The following is a 17,819-nucleotide window of genomic DNA, read 5'->3' on the forward strand; positions in this document are numbered from 1 at the left end:
AACCCTAATCATATATGCGTCGCGATAAGTGACCATGGTTCAGCAAAGCAGATCCACCTTCATGCTACGAGAGAACATCAACGACCTCATCGCCCTGGCGGCCGTCGCCGAGGAACGCAGCTTCACCAAGGCGGCCGCCCGGCTCAATGTCTCGCAATCCGCGCTAAGCCATACGATCAAGGGACTTGAAAAGCGGCTCGGGCTGCGTCTGCTCACCCGCACGACCCGCTCGGTCGCACCGACGCTCGAGGGTGAAGACCTGCTCGCCACACTCAATCCCTGCTTCGACAAGATCGAGGCCCGCCTGCAGGCCCTCAACGATTCCCGCGACCATCCCAGCGGTACGGTCCGGATCGTGGCTGTCGAATACGCCATCGAGTCGATCCTCTGGCCCAAGCTCTCGCCCGTCCTCAAGGAGTACCCTGCGGTCAACGTCGAGCTTGTCATGGACTATGGATACACCGACCTCGCCGACAGCCAGTGCGACGCGGGCGTCCGCTATGGCGACCAGGTGAGCGACGGCATGATCTCCATGCGGATCGGCCCGGAGGAACGCATGATCTGCGTCGGCGCGCCCGAATACCTCGATACGGCCGGGATGCCGATCGTGCCGCAGGACGTCGCCGACCATCGCTGCATCAACCTGAGGCTTTCGACCCACGGCGCTCTCTATGCTTGGGAATTCGAGGATGCGGAGGGCCACGAGATCCGCGTGAAGGTGCAGGGGCAGACCTGCTTCAACACCATAAACCCAGTCCTGCGTGCGGCCTGCGACGGGCACGGACTCGCCCTGGTCCCCGAGCGTCTCGCCAAGGACAAGCTGGAGGCCGGCGAGCTTCAGACATGCCTCGACGACTACTGCCCCTATTTCCCCGGTTTTCACCTTTACTATCCCAGCCGCCAACGTCCCTCGTCGGCATTCCAGGTGGTGCTGGATGCCCTGCGCGAACGTGGGCCGCATTGATGAAGCTGGATCATGAGCGGCTTGAGGGTCATGGTCATTAAGATGCAGAATGATCGATCCAAATGAACGTTGTAGGCACAACGCTTTCATAAGGAGATCTCGATGAAGACCCGTATTGCAGCCTCTGCCCTCGCACTAATGTCGACCGCCGCCGCAGCGCAAGATGCCGCAAGCACCCTGCCCGACGCCGTCGCGCGCGTGGCACCGGCGCTCGAGGCCTATTCCACCGAAGATCTCGTCGGTTCCGTCTGGAACGGCGAAGAGCTTTCCATGCGTGACCGCGCGCTCGTGACCTTCGCGGCATTGATGACCCGACACGAGACCGAAAACCTCGGCAGCTACGTGGAACTGGCACTCGATGCCGGAGTGAGCCCTGCAGAGCTTTCCGAGACCATCACTCACCTCGCCTTCTACACCGGCTGGGGCAACGCAACGGCTGCCGCCGAGGCGATGGCACCTATTTACGAAGAGCGCGGCATCGCCGCCGAGGATCTGCCCGCCGTCGACCCCGAGTTGCTGCCGCTGAACGAAGAAGCCGAAGCCGCCCGCCAGGAAAACGTGCAGGGCAATTACGGTGACGTCAGCCAAGGCGTGGTGGACAACACGGAGCAGCTGCTCTTCCTCGACCTCTGGCTGCGCCCCGCGCTCGAGCCGCGCGACCGAAGCCTTGTGACGGTGGCAGCTCTGATTGCGGCAGGCCAGCCCGAGCAGATGACCTTCCACCTCAACCGTGCCATGGACAACGGCCTGACCCAGGAAGAAGCGGGCGCGATGCTGTCCCACCTCGCCTTCTACGCCGGCTGGCCCAAGGTCTTCTCGGCGATGCCGGTGGCCAAGGAAGTCTTCGAGAGCCGCAGCCAATAAAGGAACAGGAACAGTGGCGGGGCACCGGTCCCGCCACATCATGCAAGACCAAGAAGGGCTGGAACAGGACATGAAGATCGGAATTCTCGGTTCCGGGCTGATGGGCGGAAAACTAGGTCGCAACTGGGCCGCTTGTGGCCACGACGTCACCTTCGCGTACTCCCGAAGCACCTCGAAGCTCGAACGCTTGGCGCGCGATGCCGGCGCCAGCTACGGCAGCGTCGCCGAAGCAGTAGACGGGGCCGACGCGCTCCTCCTGTCGGTGCATTGGTCGCGCGTCGATGACGTTCTGGAGCAGGCGACCGCCAGTCTCGGCGGCAAGTTGGTTCTCAACTGCTGCGTGCCGCTCGACGAGGGTAACAGCAATCTGGTGATCGGCCCCAACGACTCCGGTGCGGAAGAACTCGCCCGCAGGCGCCCCGATGTCCGCTGGGTTTCGTGCTTCAACACCATCCCCTCCGAGGCCTTCGCGCCCGTATTCGCCCGCAAGGGACAGACACCCGCGCCGCAGGTATTCACCTACTCCGACGACGACGCCGCGAAAGAGATCGCTGGCGGTCTCATCCGAGACGTCGGGTTCGAGCCCCTCGACACAGGCGGCCTTCGCAACGGACGCTACGTGGAACCCTTTGCCCTCGCCACCGTAGAGCTCGCCTACATGCAGCCCGGCGGCCCCGCCCTGACATACCGTTTCGAGAAGTTGCGCTGAACGCGCGAAGAAAGGAAGAAGACCATGAAGATCACCCGTTCCGGCGAGAACCCGTCCAACCCCGGCCCCGAGGATTACTTCACCGGCACGGTCCGTATCGACCCCATGTTCCAGGCTGAGGAACCCGGCCGCACGAGCGGATCGCACGTCACGTTCGAACCGGGCGCCCGCACCGCCTGGCACACCCACCCGGCGGGCCAGACGCTGATTGTCACATTCGGCCGCGGCCGGGTGCAGCGCGAGGGCGGGCCGGTCGAAGAAATCAGCCAAGGCGATGTCGTCTGGTTTCCCGCCGGTGAAAAGCACTGGCATGGTGCCTCGCCCGAAACCGCGATGAGCCACATCGCGATTCAGGAAAGCATCGACGGTACCCCGGTCACCTGGATGGAGAAGGTTTCGGACGAGGACTACAAGGGCTGAACCCGGTCCTCATCAGAGAGGACGGCCCTTGGCTGCCACGACAGGTTGCGACCGCCGGATCTCCCGGCGGTCCTTCTTTTTTGAGAGCGCGTGGTTCATGAGATCCGCTCATGACTGATTGCCGCGGGCCCGGCATGCCGGCACCCCGCTCGCAGCCTATATTCCCTAGCGCATCCACCCCCCGGAGTCCCCGCATGTCCCGTCCCGACATCATCTGCCACATGATTACCTCTTTGGACGGAAAGCTCCTCCCGGAACGCTGGCCCACGGAGATGGACGATATCGAGCGCTGCTACGAGACCGCCGAAACCCGGCTCGAGGCAAACGGATGGATCGTCGGGCGTGCCACGATGGCACACTACTTGACCGAGGGCGGCCCGGCGGTGGGCCCAACGCGCGGGCCACGCGAGGACCGTCTGCAAGAGGCGGACGGACGCGACATCGCGCTGTGCTTCGACCGTGAGGGGCGGCTGCGTCCCGAAACCGGAGACCTCGGTGGCGATCACCTGGTTCTCGCGATGTCGGAACAGGTGTCGGACGACCACGTGAACGAGCTCGCGGCCCGCGGCGTGTCGGTGGTCTTCGCGGGACCTTCGGGTAGCGATATCGCCGGGGTTCTCGAAAAGGTCGGCGCAGCATTCGGCGTCACCCGGATGCTGCTCGAAGGTGGTGGTCGGATGAACGGAGCCTTCCTTGCCGCCGGCCTGATCGACGGCACGAGCACCTTGGTGCACCCTGTCATCGACGGAGGCGCGAACCTTCCCTCGATCTACGAGGGACCCTCGAACAATCGCGGAATGAAGCTGTCGCTCGTCTCTGCGGAGAGCCTGCAGGACGGGACGGTCTGGCTTCGCCACGAGGTTACAAATGACTGAAGCGACGGGTCGGAAGGCCTCTCCAACAGTGACCCTGGACCCATTGGCGCCGCTCGTCGTCATCGCCACCGCGACGATGCTCGCACTGGTGGTCTTCACGGCACCGCTGACAACTCTTGAGGCCATGACCGATGCGCTCGCGCTTTCCGCCGGTGAGCAGGCCTGGACCATGAGCGGCATGCCCCTCGGCGCCGCGGCCGGATTGCTTTTCGCGGGCGCGCTCGGCGATACGACCGGGCGCCGTCGCACGTTGCTCGGCGGGCTGTGGCTTACGGCTCTGTCCTCGGCGCTTGCCGCCCTCGCCTGGAGCGGGCCGGTGCTGATTGCCGCGCGCATCCTTCAAGGCCTGGGCAGTGCCGGGATCATGGCCTGCGGCCTCGGCATCGTCGGCACTGTCTACCGCGGAGCCGCGCAGCGCCGGGCCGCAGGCATCTGGGCTGCCGCGCTCGGCGCCGGAGTCGCGGTCGGCCCGATCCTGGCCTCACTGATGCTGGGACTTGCGGGTTGGGCTGCTATCCACTGGGTGCTGGCCATCTTTGCTGCAGGGCTCGCCGTGGTCGGCGTTGTCCACCTTCCGGAAAGCCCCCGGGCGCGAGCCCGCGTGGATGTCGCAGGTGGCCTGTTGCTAATGATCGCCATGGGCTGCGCGCTCGGAGCCATGACAGAACTGCGCGTCGGCAGCCCGGTACGCGTGGCGATACTCGCAGCCCTGGCAGCAGTGGCGCTGCTGATCTTTCTGACCGTCGAACGGCGCAGCGGCAATCCGGTTCTCCAGATCGGTCTGTTCCTGCGTCCCGATTTCGCCGGCGCGACCCTTGCCGCTCTCGCCTCGGGCGCCGGTGTGCTCGCTCTCATGTCACTCGTTCCCACCGTGCTCGTGAGAGGGTTCGGGGTGGGACCGCTCTCCGCCGCCGTGATCCTCCTCGCCTGGTCGGGCCTCACCGTCGTCGCAGCCCTTTACACCGGGTGGCTTCCCGAGCGGCTGTCCTCGCGCGACCGCGTCGTGATCGCCCTGCTGGGCTGCATGGTCGGGCAACTGCTGCTCTGGGGTGCGCACGAGGGGGCGACTTGGCGGATCGTCTTACCGGGGCTGCTGGTTGCAGGGATCTCCAACGGGATCCTGAACGCGGCACTGGGACATGCAGCGGTGCAGAGCGTGCCTTCCGAACGCTCGGCCATGGGATCAGCCGCGAACAACACGGCCCGTTACCTCGGCTCGGCCATGGGGATCGCCGTGATCTCGTTGCTGATCGCAGCGCCTGGACCGTCGGGCTTCTTCACGGGATGGCACCGGGCCGTCGCGCTCTCCGCTCTCGTCAGCCTGGGCGGTGCCATCGCCGTCCTTGCTCTCAGCCGCCGCCACGCCTGATCGGCCAACAGGCCCGAACCACGCCAGACCACCTGAGCCGAAAGGCAAGGGGCGGCCCGACGGCCGCCCCTATTCCGTTGACAAGTCTCGATCACTCCGCCGGTGCGGCCTGTCCCGAGCGTCCGATGCTTACTGGCGCGTCGTAGCCGTAAGCGCTGAGGTCCGCGACTTGGCGTTCGTTGTCGATCCAGTCCTTCTGCTCGGCCTCGTCCGCCTTGGGCGAGAAAATCCCGAACCACGCGTAGCTGATGCCGATGATCGGCGTGATCCAGCAGGCGAAGGCCAGCGGGATATACAGCAGGTTCTGGAGGTTGCCGTCCCCGATGCCGAGCCCCAGCGCGCTGATGACAAAAGCGCCGCCCGCGTTCCACGGGATCAGCGGCGACATGAGCGTGCCGCCCTCCTCGATGCCGCGCGACAGGTTGAGCGTGGAATAGCCCATGCCCCGGTAGACCGGCGCGTACATCCGCCCCGGCAGCGCGATGGAGAGGTAGGGATCGCCCGCCACAAGGTTGGTCGCGGTCGAGGTGGCGATGGCCGCCGTCTGGACGCCGGCAAAGCTGTGCACCTTCTCGAGGATCGCCTCGATGATGGCCTGAAGGCAGCCGGTGCGTTCCAGCGCGCCGCCGAAGCCCAGCGCGATGAGGATGAGCGAGATCGTCCACATCATCGACTGGATGCCGCCGCGGTTCAGCAGGCTGTCGATCTCCTCCACGCCGGTGTCGATGCTGTAGCCGCTGTTTGCGTAGCTGAACACGTTGTCGAGCGTCGCGCCCTGCGCAAGCATCGCGGTCAGGCCGCCCACGACCACGCCCGCGAAAAGCGAGGGGATCGGCGGTTTCTTCGCGACGGCGAGCGCAATGACGAGTGCGGCGGGCACCAGCAGCCAGGGCGAGATCAGGAAGTTCTCCTGCAGGGCGCTGGTGATGGCGTCGATCCGCTCGAAGGCGGCCCCGTCCCCGTCCACGAGGCTGTAGCCCGCCCAGACGTAGATCGCGAGCGCGATCAGCATGGCCGGGATCGTCGTCGGCATCATGTTCCGGATGTGGTCGAAGACGTTCTGTGCCGTCACCGCCGGGGCGAGGTTCGTGGTGTCCGACAGCGGCGAGATCTTGTCGCCGAAGAAGGCGCCCGAGACCACGGCCCCCGCCGTCCAGTAGACCGGCACGTCGAAGCCCGCGCCGATGCCCATGAGCGCGAGGCCCACAGTGCCGACGGTCCCCCACGAGGTGCCGAGCGAGACCGAGACCACGGCGCACATCACCATCGAGGCGGCGAGAAAGATCGAGGGCGAGAGGATCACCAGCCCGTAGTAGATCAGCGTGGGCACGGTGCCCGAGGCGATCCAGACGCCGATGATCATGCCCACCACGATCAGCACCGAGACCGAGGGCAGCGACACGTTGATGACGCGGAAGACCCCGTTCTCGAGGCTCGGCCATTCGTGGCCGAGGTAGATGCCGACGATGCCGGTGATGGCAAGGCCGATGGCGAGCGGGATGTGCGGGGTAAAGTCACCGAAATAGAAAAGCTGAAGCGCCAGGATCAGGAGCGTCAGCAGAACGGGCACGAGCGCCAGCCCGAGCGATGGCGCCCGTGGCTGCGGTTTGTCGTCTGCCATGGAAGTGTCCTCCGTTGCGTGCGGTTTTGACCGGTATCGTCCGCGCGCGGCGCCCCCACCGGCAGTTGGGTCCGGCCCCCGCGGGGGCCGGGCCGGAGGACCGCCTCAGGAGGTGGCGGCCAGGAGGCTGGCGTTGCCGCCTGCTGCAGTGGTGTCGATGCAGAGGTGGCGTTCAGCCACGTAGCGTTCGGGGCCGATCACCTCGGTCACCAGCGGCACGATGGCGCCGCCGCGTTCGGCAAGCGCGAGCCGCAGCTCGCGGGTCCAGTCCGAGGCGCCCGCTGCCGCGACGGCGACCACGTCCTTGAGCTTGGTCAGCGTCTCGGCCGCCACGGTGCCGTCGAAGACGGCGACCGGCGCGCCGGCGTCCTTCAGCTTTTCGCCGGCCTCCTTCACGCCCGGGGCCACCAGCGCGACGGCGCAGCCCGCGCCCAGCGCCTGGATCGCCTGCGCCAGTGCCTGGTCGGCAGTCGGGCCAAGGCAGAGCACCGTGCCGCGCGGCGCGAACCGCAGGCGGTTGCTTTCACCCGTGGGCCCCGGCAGCGTCAGCGGCGACATGTCGAAGGCCGCCGTTTCGGTGAGCGCCTTGCGCACCAGGCCCTTGGAGCCCGGCAGCGCGCTGCGCAGCGCCTGCACCTTGTCGGGGCGCGCGGCCCAGTTGCGGGCGTCGAGCGCGCTCACGGCCTTCTGCAGCGGCTCGGTGGCGATGGTGTCGCCCTCGGGGGCCGCGGCCTCGACCGGCTTGCCGGTGCGGCGGAACCGCGTGAGGTAGAGCGGCCCGCCCGCCTTCGGCCCGGTGCCCGACAGCCCCTCGCCGCCGAAGGGCTGGGAGCCCACGATGGCGCCGATCTGGTTGCGGTTCACGTAGGTGTTGCCGACCTTGATGCGTTCCACGATCTGCTGCACGCGGTCGTCGATCCGGGTGTGCAGGCCGAAGGTCAGGCCGTAGCCCTTGGCGTTGATGTCATCGACGGTCTTGTCGATGTCCTTGGCCTTGAAGGTGGCCACGTGCAGGATCGGCCCGAAGACCTCGCGCTCCAGATCGCCGATGCCCGAGACCTCGATGACCGCGGGGCCGACGTAGGTGCCGCCCTCGGGCGCGGGCAGGGTTTTGAGCAGCTTGCCCGCCTTGTCCTTGTCGGCGACGTAGCCAGAGATGTCCTTCTGCGCCTCGGCGTCGATCACGGGCGAGACGTCCACGTCGGTGCGCCAGGGATCGCCCACGGTGAGCGCGTCCATCGCCCCGTAGAGCATGTGGATCAGCCGGTCGCGCGCCTCTTCCTGGACGTAGAGCATCCGCAGCGCCGAGCAGCGCTGGCCCGCCGACTGGAACGACGAGATCAGGATGTCGCGCACGGCCTGTTCGGTGAGCGCGGTGGAATCCACGATCATGGCGTTGAGACCGCCGGTTTCGGCGATGAGCACCGCCTCGGGGCCGGCGTTCTTGGCGAGCGTCTTGTGGATGATCTGCGCCACCTCGGTGGAGCCGGTGAAGCAGACGCCCGCGATGCGCGGGTCCGAGGTGAGCGGCCCGCCCACGGTCGGCCCGTCGCCCGGGAGAAGCTGCAGCGCCGCCTCGGGCATGCCCGCCTCGCGCATGAGCGCGACCGCCTTGGCGGCGATCAGGGGCGTCTGCTCGGCAGGCTTGGCGACCACGGCGTTGCCGACGGCCAGCGCGGCCGAAAGCTGCCCGGTGAAGATCGCCAGCGGGAAGTTCCAGGGGCTGATGCAGACGAAGACGCCGCAGGGGGTGCCGGGTTCCTCGTCCTCGAGCCGCTCGGCCTCGGAGGCGTAGTAGCGCAAGAAGTCCACGGCCTCGCGCACCTCGGCGATGCCGTCGGAGAGCATCTTGCCCGCCTCGCGGGTGGCGATGGCGCAAAGCTCGGCGGTGTTTTCCTCGTAGAGGTCGGCGACCTTGCGCAGGATGGCGGCGCGTTCGGCCACCGGCGTCGCGGACCAGTCCTTGAAGCCCTGCTCGGCGGCGTCGAGCGCGGCGGTGACCTCTTCCGAGGTGGCGTTGGTCACCTGCCCCACCACGCGCGACGGATCTGCGGGGGAATGGACGTCGTAGGCCTGCCCCTTGGGCGCGGGATCACCGGCCATGATGGGCGCGGCGGTCCAGGTGGTGTCGGCGAAGCGCTCGCGGTCGGCCAGCAGCGGCAGGACCGAGGCGGGTTCGTTGATGCGGAAGCCCTTGGAGTTGGCGCGCTCGGGCTGGAACAGCTCGGGCGGCTGCTTGATGCCGGGGTTGTGCACCGTGTCGAGCGCCTTGACGTCCTTGACCGGGTCGCGGGCGATGGTGTCGGAGGAGATCGAGGTGTCGACGATCTGGTTCACGAAGGAGGAGTTCGCGCCGTTTTCCAGCAGGCGCCGCACGAGGTAGGCGAGCAGGTCGCGGTGCGCGCCCACGGGGGCGTAGATGCGGCAGCGCGTGCCCTCGCTGCCCTTGACGATGGCGTGCAGGCTTTCGCCCATGCCGTGCAGGCGCTGGAATTCGAAGCTGTCCTTGTCGTTGCCCGCCATGGCGATCACGGCGGCACAGGTGTGCGCGTTGTGCGTGGCAAACTGCGGGTAGATCCGGTCGCGCCGGTCCATGAGCATCTGCGCGCAGGCCATGTAGCTCACGTCGGTGTTCACCTTGCGGGTGAAGACCGGGAAGGTGTTGACCCCCAGCTCCTGCGCCAGCTTGATCTCGGTGTCCCAGTAGGCGCCCTTCACCAGCCGGACCATGATCTTGCGGTCATAGCGCTCGGCCATGTCGTAAAGCGCCTCGATCACGGGGCCCGCGCGGCGGCCGTAGGCCTGCACCACGATGCCGAAGCCGTCCCAGTTGTCGAGTGCCGGGTCGGCCATGATCGCCTCGATGATCTCGAGCGAGATATCCAGCCGGTCCTGTTCCTCGGCGTCGATGTTGAAGCCGATGTTGGCCTTGGCGGCCTGCTTCACCAGTTCCAGCGCGCGCGGCAGCAGCACCTTCATCACCGTGTCGCGGTGGGTGTATTCGTAGCGCGGGTGCAGCGCCGACAGCTTGACCGAGATGCCGGGGCTGGAGCGCACGTCACCCTTGGCCGCATTGGAAATGGCCGAGATCGCCTTGGCGTAGGCGTCCTTGTAGCGGATCGCGTCCTCGTCGGTGCGCGCCGCCTCGCCCAGCATGTCGTAGCTGTAGGTATAGCCCTTCTTCTCAAGCGGGCGGGCATTCTTCATGCCCTCTTCGATGGTCTGGCCCAGCACGAACTGCTTGCCGAGGATCTTCATCGACTGGCCCACCGCGGTCCGCACCACCGGTTCGCCCATGCGGCGGACAAGCCCGCGCAGCGCCTTGGCGGGGCCCTTGGGATCGTCCTCGATCACGCGGCCGGTCAGCAGCAGCGCCCAGGTCGAGGCGTTGACCATCGACGACGAGGAATGCCCGAGGTGCGCGCCCCAGTCGGACGGCGCGATCTTGTCCTCGATGAGCTCGTCGATGGTTTCGGCGTCCGGCACCCGCAGCAGCGCCTCGGCAAGGCACATGAGGCCCACGCCCTCTTCCGTCGAAAGCCCGTATTCCGCGAGGAAGGCCTCCATCATCGAGGGCGAGGTTTCCTTGCGCACGCGGTCCACGTATTTCGCGCCGATCTCGGACACCCGGGCGCGCTCCTCCTCGGAGAAGCGGATCTTCTCGAGCAGCGTGGCGATGACCTCGGCCTCGGAGGTGGAATAGGTCTCGCGGATGCGCTCGCGGATTTCTGGGATGGCTGTGTCGCCCTTGGGTGCGATGTTCATCTTGCTCCCCCGGTTTGGGTGTGACGGTGATGGGCCCGGCCTGCGGGCAGGCACGGACGGACATGGTCTGGCCGGTCTGGATCCGGCCATGGTGGGACCGGGCGGCGGGTCGCGTCGTGGCGGCGGCGGGGTCCCGGTCCTTCGGTAACCGTCACCCTGCCCGTTTCCTTCAGGAAAAAGAAGGGGACAGCCACATCAAGCCCGCCACGCAAGTTAGCTAGCGCGGCGGCGTGATCCGTGAAGGCTGCACAGATTTGTGGCAGGAAAACAGGCCCCGTTGCGGGGTGGCGGCACCGGGAGGGGCCCGGTACGGTCATCCGCGAGGGCCCTTTCGCGGGTAGGCCCGCATCGCGTGGACGCCCGCAAAGATGGAAAAGCCGCACATGATTCCCCCTCAACCTGTGTTCAGGTCTGGCCGATCATGTCAGCCGCGTAAAGGGTGGGTGCGTCATCCGCACCCGCCAGCCGTGTCCGGGAGCCGGGGCTTTGGGGCGAGGCGCGGGGCGCGGGGCGCGCGATGGCGCGCCCCGCCCTGTCTCAGGAGGGCTGCGCCGCGGTGTCCGCCTCGCGCTCGGCCTTCCGCGCGCCGGGGAACATCATGTAGTAGAAGACCGGCGCCGCGATCAGCGTGAGGATCGAGGCAAAGCCCAAGCCCCCCATGATCGTCACCGCCATGGAGGCGAAGAACGCGTCCCAGAGCAGCGGGATCATCCCGAGGATGGTCGTCGCCGCCGCCAGCACCACCGGCCGCAGGCGCGAGGTCGAGGCCTCGACCACGGCGCGGGTGAAGGGCACGCCCTCGGCCCGGGTGAGGTCGATCTCCTCGACCAGCACGATGCCGTTCTTGAGCAGCATCCCCGACAGCGACAGCAGCCCCAGCAGCGCCGTGAAGGAGAACGGCAGCCCCGAGCCCAGCAGGCCGATGGCCACGCCGTTCACCGCCATGGGCACCAGCAGCCAGACGATCAGCGGCTGGCGCAGCGTGCCGAACAGCAGGATCGAGATCAGCACCATGGTGATGAGCGAGATCGGAAGCTGCTTGCCCAGCGTCTCCTGCGCCTCGGTCGAGCTTTCGTATTCGCCGCCCCATTCGAGCGCGTAGCCCTCGGGCAATTCCATGGACTCCAGCGGCCCGCGCACCTCCATGAAGACAGAGTTCGCGTTGACCCCCGCCGGCACCCCGGCCTCGACCGTAATCGTCGGGAGACGGTTGCGCCGCTGGATCAGCGTGTCCTCGACCGAATAGCCAAAACCGTCGATCAGCTGCTCGAGCGGGATGTAAGTCTGTGCGGCACTGGAGTAGACGGGCTGGTCGACCAGATGTTCGCCCCCCTCTGTCGCGGCACCAGGCATCCGGATCAGGATCGGGATCAGACGGCTATCCTCGCGGAACGTCCCCGCCTGGACGCCCTCGGTGGCGATCTGTAGCGACTGTGCCATGTCCTCGCGCGCGACACCTGCCGTCTGGGCACGCCCGGCGTTGTACGCAGGCGTAGTGACCAATTCGCGTTCGCGCCAGTCGGTGCGCAGGTCCATGACCCGGTCCGAGGCCTCGCGCATCCGCTCCTCGGCCTCGGCCGCCAGTTGGCGCAGCACGTCGGGGTCCGACCCCGAGAAGCGCACCGCGACGGGCGCGCCGCCGCCCGGGCCGAAGGCCAGCCGCTCGGTCCGGAATTCGCCCTGCGGCAGGTGGCTGCGCCCGAAGGCCTCCAGATCCGCGCGCAGCGGCGGGATCGCCTCGAGGCTCTCGGTCCGGATGATGAGGTGGCCGTAGGTCGGCAGGCTTTCCTCGGGCGAATAGGTGAGCATGAAGCGCGAGGCCCCGCCCCCCACGAAGGTGGATACCGAGGTCACCTCGTCCCGCTCCAGAAGCCAGTCCTCGACCACCGCCATGTCGGCCGAGGTGGCCTGCACGTCGGCGCCCTGCGGCAGCTTGTAGTGCACGTAGAAGAGCGGCGTGTTGCTGTCGGGGAAGAACTGCTGCTGCACCTGCCCGAAGCCCCAGTAGCAGACCACTGTGATGCCGAGGAGCGCCGCCACCACCAGCCAGCGCAGCTTCAGCGCCAGCCGCAGCGTCGCGGCATAGGCGCGGAACACCGGCCCGTTGTAGGCATCGCCCGCCTCGCCCGTGCCGCGCTTGAAGAAGTAGTGCGCGAGCAGCGGCGTCGCGGTGATCGCCAGCACCCAGCTCAGCAGGAGCGAGATGCCGATGACCGCGAAGAGCGAGAACAGGAATTCGCCCGTGGCGTCCGGCGACAGCCCGATCCCGGCAAAGGCCATGATGCCGATGACGGTCGCGCCCAGCAGCGGGATCTGCGTCTTCGAGGCCACGTCCTCGGCCGCGTCGCGCGACGACTTGCCGTGGGCCATGTCGCCCTGCATCCCCTCGGCCACCACGATGGCGTTGTCGACCAGCATCCCCATGGCGATGATGAGCGCCCCGAGCGAGATCCGCTCCATCTCGATCCCGAAGATCGCCATGAAGAAGACGGTGCCCACCACCGTCAGAAGCAGAGTCGCCCCCACCACCACCGCCGAGCGCCACCCCATGAAGAGCGCCAGCACGATGACCACGATGGCCACCGACATGGCGAGGTTGAGCAGGAAGGCGTTGGAGGCCTCGTCCACCACCTCGTGCTGCTCGTAGATCGGATCGAGCGTGACACCCACCGGGATATCGGCCATGAGGCGATCGAGCTTCTCGTCCACGCGGCGACCCACATCCACGATATTCAGGCCTTTCTTGCCCGAAACCCCGATGGTGAAGGCCTCGACCCCATCCTGCCGGATGATCATCGAGGGGTCCTCGACCCGGCCGCGCGACACCGTGGCAAAGTCGGTCATGTCCACGATCTCGCCGCCGACGCCGATGGTCAGGTTGCGGATTTCGTCAAGGTTCTCGGACCCTTCCGGCGCGTCGATCCGGACCGATCGTCCGTTCTGGTCTATGGTCCCGGCCGGGTTGACCGAGTTGCTGTCAGCGATGGCTTGCGCGATCGCACCGGGCGCCACGCCGAGATTGGTCACGATGGCGGGGTCGGTCTCGACGAAGATCGCCTCCTCGGGCAAGCCCGAGAGGACGACGTCCGCCACACCCTCGACGGCGAGGATCTCGCGCCGCAGGTAATCGCCGATGTCGTGCACCTCTGCGTCCGAAAAGCCCGGCGCCGTCACCGCGTAGAAGATGCCGTAAACGTCACCGAACCCGTCGTTGACATAGGGCGTCCCCGCGCCCCCGGGCAGGTCTCCGCGGGCGTTGTTAACCCGGTTCCGAAGGTCATCCCAGATCTGTGGCAGCTCGGTCCCATCGTAGATGGATTCAACCTCGACGTTGATCCGGCTGACACCCGGCTTGTTGGACGAGGTGATGGTGTCGACCTCGTCCATCTGCTGGATCGCCGATTCCAGCGGCTCGGTGACCTCGCGGGCCACTTCATCGGCGCTGGCACCAGGATACTGGGTAATGACGATGGCGTTCTTGATCGTGAAGGCGGGATCTTCCAGCCTACCGATGGTCGCAAACCCCCAGATCCCGCCCAGCAGACAGGACAGCATCAGCAGCCAGGTCAGCAGAGCCTTGTTGATCGATCCTCTTGCGATGGACATCTCTCTACTCCCCCAGGCCGGTGAAGCGGCGCACTTCCTGGCCATCGCGAAGCTGCGAAGCGCCCGCGGCGACGATCACGGTGCCGGGCTCGATACCCCCGGTCACGCGCACGTGGGCATCTTCCCGCATGGCTATCTCGACCGGCGTGCGCGCCACGGTGCCGCGGTCCGCGCCGTCACCCTCGGGCACGAAGACCATCACGCCGGGCTGCCTGTCGGGAGAGAAAACCAGGGCAGTCTCGGGAACCACAATGTCGCCATTGCCGGGATCCTCGATCGCGGTGGCGGTCACAGTAACCGAAGCACCCGGCAACAACCGTGGCGGAACCTCGTTCGTGAAGGCCAGCGTGATCCTGAACGTCTGCGCCACGTCGGCAGTCTCTGCCTCCAGTTCTCGCAGTTCGAGCTCGTAGGTTTCTTCCAGACTGGGAAAGCTGGCGTGGAACTGGACCGTGTCCTCTGCCGTCGCGCGGCGGAACAGCACCTCGGGCACATCGATGTCGACGCGCAATTCGGACATGTCGTGCAGGCGCACCACGGGGGTGCCCGCATTCACCGTCGTGTAGTTGGCCACCTCGCGCCGCGCCACGAGCGCGTCGAAATTCGCCTCTAGTGTCGCGTCGTCAAGCGCGTTCTCCGCCTCTTCGACACTCACCTGCGCCAGTTCGTACTCGGTGCGGGCATTCTGGATCTGTACTTCCGACGCGCTGGAGCTCGAAAGCTCCTCAAGTCGTTCGAGGTCGCGCCGCGCCTTGTCCAGATTGATCTCCGCCTGCCGAAGCTGGCGCTCGAAGCGCGTCAGGTCAAGCTGCGCGACCAGTTCACCCGCGGCCAGCTGTGCCCCTTCCTGCACCGGGAACTTCACGATCTGCCCCGAAACCTGGAAGGCAAGATCCACCGTCTCGCGTGCCTGAAGCCGCCCGAAGAACTGCCGCTGAAGTCGGTTCTCTCCGGCATCCAGGGTAATCAGCTTGACCGGGCGCGGGGGTGTCTCCTGCGAAGCGCCCTCCTCCTGGGCAAAGGACGGAAGGGCGAAGGCGGCAAGCGCCGCAGCAAGAACAAGGCAGCGTTTCATGTTTCACTCCTGAAGCAGGGATGATCGCCCTGCGCTCCGTTACGGACGAGCCCGGCGAAGGCTTCGCCCAGCTCGTCAGCGGTCATTTCGGTCTTGCGCGAGACCCAGAGCCGCACCAGACCCACGAAGGCACCGGTGAAGAAATGCGCACGCAGCTGACGCGCCGCTGGGGACAGGCCCGTCTGGAGCGCCGGGACGTTATTTTCCATCATCTCCTGGACCATCGCGGCAAAACGCAGTTCGGGCGAAAGGCCCGGCACCCCGTCGAGGATGGCCTGCAAGCGCGGATCGAGAGGATCCAGGTCCCGAAGCGCCCCGGCGATCGAGGCGCCAAGGCTATCAAGCGGCGGGAAGTCCCCTTCCGAAGAGGCAATGTCGCGACAGCGCCGGCGCGACATCTCGTTCAGCAGATGGTCGAGATATTCGCCAAGCATTTCAGGGACGTCGGTGAAATGCGCATAGAAAGTCGGCCGCGTCACCCCCGCCTGCCGCACCAGCGCCTCGACCGAGATGTCGCGCAGCGGCATCTGCCCCAGCATCTGGCGCAGGGCTGCATGCAGGCGCAGGCGGGATTTGAGGCGGCGCGGATCCATGAGCGGCAGCTAGGCCTCTATTTTACACTTGTCAACGAAATCGATGTGAATTGGTGAACATCTTGTGTGCCGGGCGTTTTCTTGACGGCGCATGGCCCTCCGCCCCCCTAAGAGGCGCGCAGAACAGCTCGAACGGGCACCCCGGTGGGTCACCCCCGGGTGTTGCTGCATGTATTACGATTGCCGAAGCTCAGCGGATCACCGGGCCCTCAGGCCGCCGCAACCGCCTCTGCCAGATGATCCTGGCCGAGCGTTTTCAACGCGCTCCGGAGGCTGTCGCGCTCCGTGGCGGCGTAGATCTCCATCTCGTCGGCGACCTGCGCGCCCAGCGCCTCTTCAAAGGCTTCGCGATTGGCGCGCTCGGAATAGGCGCTGGCCGCGTCGGTGCCGAGGTTCGACTGGAAGATTCCCGCGGCCGAGACCGGCAGGAAATCCTCGTAAACCTGCGGATCGGCCACAAGCGCGCCCGAGGCCAGCAGCGCCTCGATGCTCTCGGCCCGCGCGCCCACCTCCGCTTCCGCACCCATGCGGTACCGGAAAAAGGCCAGCCCTTCACGACGCAGCGCGTTCAGATCATCGGGAAATACCTCGGCGAAACGGGCATCAAGCTCTTGGCGGTAGGCGTCGGCCCCCTGCCCCTGCGCACCGATGGGGGCGGCCGCACGCACTGCCGCAAGCGTCTCGTCGTAGAGCGCGCGGCCCTTGGGCGTCAGCGCCACGCCACGCTGCTCGATCTCACCGAAACGCGCGGTATGCGTGCCCTCCGTTCCGCCATTCTCGCCGGCAAAGAGGATCGGCTCTTCGAGCGCCTTGAACGAGGTCTGCCGCAGCAGGATGTCCGCCCCCCGCCGCGGCGGCCCTTCGATCACCGCCTTCGGCGTGATGCCGCGTTCGGGCATCAATTCCTGTACCCGGTCGATATCGAGCGTGCGGGGCGTCAGGTGATTGATGTGCGGGCCGCGGAAACTCACCACATCAGCGATCAGCCGGTGGGTCTCGTGCAGGTCGCTATAGGTCTGCGCCGTCACCGTCGCGTCCGAGCGCCAGCGGAAGGTCTCGATGGCCTCGGCCACGAATTCCTCCGCCTGATCCTCGGTCAGCCCGCCCCGAACTTCGCACAGCGCGATCAACTCCTGCGCCCGTTCCGTAAGGATCGACCGCTCCGACAGGATCGCGGCGGCACGCTCGGCCAGGGCGCGGTCCTCGATCAGTTCCAGGCGCAGCAGCGAGGTGAAAACCCGGAAGGGATTGCGCGACAGCGCCTCGGTCGCGACGGGCCGAAACGCCGTCGAGTGTACCGGCAGCCCGGCTACCGAGAGATCGTAGTAGCCCACCGGTCCCATGCCCATGACCGCGAACATGCGGCGGATCTGCGCCAGCTCCCCGGGCGTGCCGAGCCGGATCGCACCGTGGCGTTCCACGTCGAGCCGGTCCAGCTCATCCGCGTCCGCCAGCCGTTCGCGCAACGCCGGGTCACGCTCAAGCACCTCGGCGTTCACATCGGAGACCAGCTCGATCAGCGTCCCGTACTGGGGCACCTCGGCGCGGTACATCTCGGACATTGCGCGGGAAAAGCGCGCGCGGATCTCGTCGGGGTGCAGGTGGGCCAAGTCAGCCTCCCTCTTCAGCCTTGCCGCGTAAAGGGCGGCGGTGTCGTCGCGTGGGTCACGGCGGCGCCGAATTCGTACCAGGCAGCCCGCAACCCCTTGTGATGTTCAATGTAATGGTCGACCGGCGCAACCGGGATCCCGGCCTTGTCTCCGGAAAGCAAGGCCCGCGCGCAGACGCGCCCGAAGACGGAGCCCGGCCCGATGCCGCGCCCGGAATAGCCGAAGGGGGCCAGCGCGCGGGGGCCGAATTCGACCACCTTGTTGGAGTGGACGGCCCCCGAACGGCATCGAGATGTGCCAAATTGAGTCGTCGAAGAACTCAAACGAAGGAGCCGCCCGTGGACAAGA

At 66.8% G+C, this 17,819-nt stretch carries 12 protein-coding genes and 1 pseudogene; 6 read left to right on the forward strand and 7 right to left on the reverse strand.

What is annotated here, in order from left to right; translation table 11 throughout:
- Positions 1-61: 61 nt before the first annotated feature.
- From C8N44_RS20780 to C8N44_RS20805, 6 genes are all read left to right on the forward strand, one after another.
- Positions 62-964, forward strand: a complete 903-nt coding sequence (locus C8N44_RS20780) for a LysR family transcriptional regulator (protein ID WP_107978682.1) — start codon at positions 62-64, stop codon at positions 962-964.
- A gap of 102 nt (positions 965-1,066) precedes the next feature.
- The gene (locus C8N44_RS20785) at positions 1,067-1,828 is read left to right on the forward strand and encodes a carboxymuconolactone decarboxylase family protein (RefSeq protein ID WP_107978683.1); all 762 of its coding nucleotides are present in this window, start codon (positions 1,067-1,069) and stop codon (positions 1,826-1,828) included.
- Positions 1,829-1,898: 70 nt separating this feature from the next.
- Positions 1,899-2,537: an NADPH-dependent F420 reductase gene (locus C8N44_RS20790; protein ID WP_107978694.1), complete on the forward strand. Its 639-nt coding sequence runs from the start codon at positions 1,899-1,901 to the stop codon at positions 2,535-2,537.
- 24 nt (positions 2,538-2,561) lie between these two features.
- Entirely contained in the window at positions 2,562-2,957 is a 396-nt protein-coding gene (locus tag C8N44_RS20795; protein ID WP_107978684.1) for a (R)-mandelonitrile lyase, read from the forward strand.
- A gap of 194 nt (positions 2,958-3,151) precedes the next feature.
- Positions 3,152-3,832: a dihydrofolate reductase family protein gene (locus C8N44_RS20800; protein WP_107978685.1), complete on the forward strand. Its 681-nt coding sequence runs from the start codon at positions 3,152-3,154 to the stop codon at positions 3,830-3,832.
- A complete protein-coding gene (locus C8N44_RS20805) occupies positions 3,825-5,201 on the forward strand; it encodes an MFS transporter (protein WP_107978686.1) in 1,377 nt (458 codons plus the stop codon). The genes C8N44_RS20800 and C8N44_RS20805 overlap by 8 nt, the downstream gene beginning before the upstream one ends.
- Positions 5,202-5,292: 91 nt before the next feature.
- On the opposite strand, the gene nhaC is transcribed toward C8N44_RS20805, so the two are convergent.
- The 7 genes and pseudogenes from nhaC to C8N44_RS20840 all read right to left on the reverse strand — a co-directional run.
- On the reverse strand, positions 5,293-6,822 hold the full coding sequence (nhaC, locus tag C8N44_RS20810) for a Na+/H+ antiporter NhaC (protein ID WP_107978687.1): 1,530 nt from the start codon (positions 6,820-6,822) through the stop codon (positions 5,293-5,295).
- Positions 6,823-6,927: 105 nt separating this feature from the next.
- Positions 6,928-10,587, reverse strand: a complete 3,660-nt coding sequence (gene putA, locus C8N44_RS20815; RefSeq protein WP_107978688.1) for a bifunctional proline dehydrogenase/L-glutamate gamma-semialdehyde dehydrogenase PutA — start codon at positions 10,585-10,587, stop codon at positions 6,928-6,930.
- A gap of 537 nt (positions 10,588-11,124) precedes the next feature.
- Positions 11,125-14,193, reverse strand: a complete 3,069-nt coding sequence (locus C8N44_RS20820) for an efflux RND transporter permease subunit (RefSeq protein WP_107978689.1) — start codon at positions 14,191-14,193, stop codon at positions 11,125-11,127.
- Positions 14,194-14,197: 4 nt separating this feature from the next.
- Entirely contained in the window at positions 14,198-15,268 is a 1,071-nt protein-coding gene (locus C8N44_RS20825; protein ID WP_107978690.1) for an efflux RND transporter periplasmic adaptor subunit, read from the reverse strand.
- Positions 15,265-15,861: a TetR/AcrR family transcriptional regulator gene (locus C8N44_RS20830; protein WP_107978691.1), complete on the reverse strand. Its 597-nt coding sequence runs from the start codon at positions 15,859-15,861 to the stop codon at positions 15,265-15,267. Before C8N44_RS20830 ends, C8N44_RS20825 begins: the two co-directional genes overlap by 4 nt.
- 209 nt (positions 15,862-16,070) lie before the next feature.
- The gene (gene hglS, locus C8N44_RS20835) at positions 16,071-17,471 is read right to left on the reverse strand and encodes a 2-oxoadipate dioxygenase/decarboxylase HglS (RefSeq protein WP_244641163.1); all 1,401 of its coding nucleotides are present in this window, start codon (positions 17,469-17,471) and stop codon (positions 16,071-16,073) included.
- A 14-nt stretch (positions 17,472-17,485) separates the two neighbouring features.
- A pseudogene (locus C8N44_RS20840) lies at positions 17,486-17,819 on the reverse strand (hypothetical protein); the annotation flags it as partial.

Origin of the sequence: Allosediminivita pacifica, assembly GCF_003054175.1 — a bacterium.
GTDB lineage: Bacteria > Pseudomonadota > Alphaproteobacteria > Rhodobacterales > Rhodobacteraceae > Allosediminivita > Allosediminivita pacifica.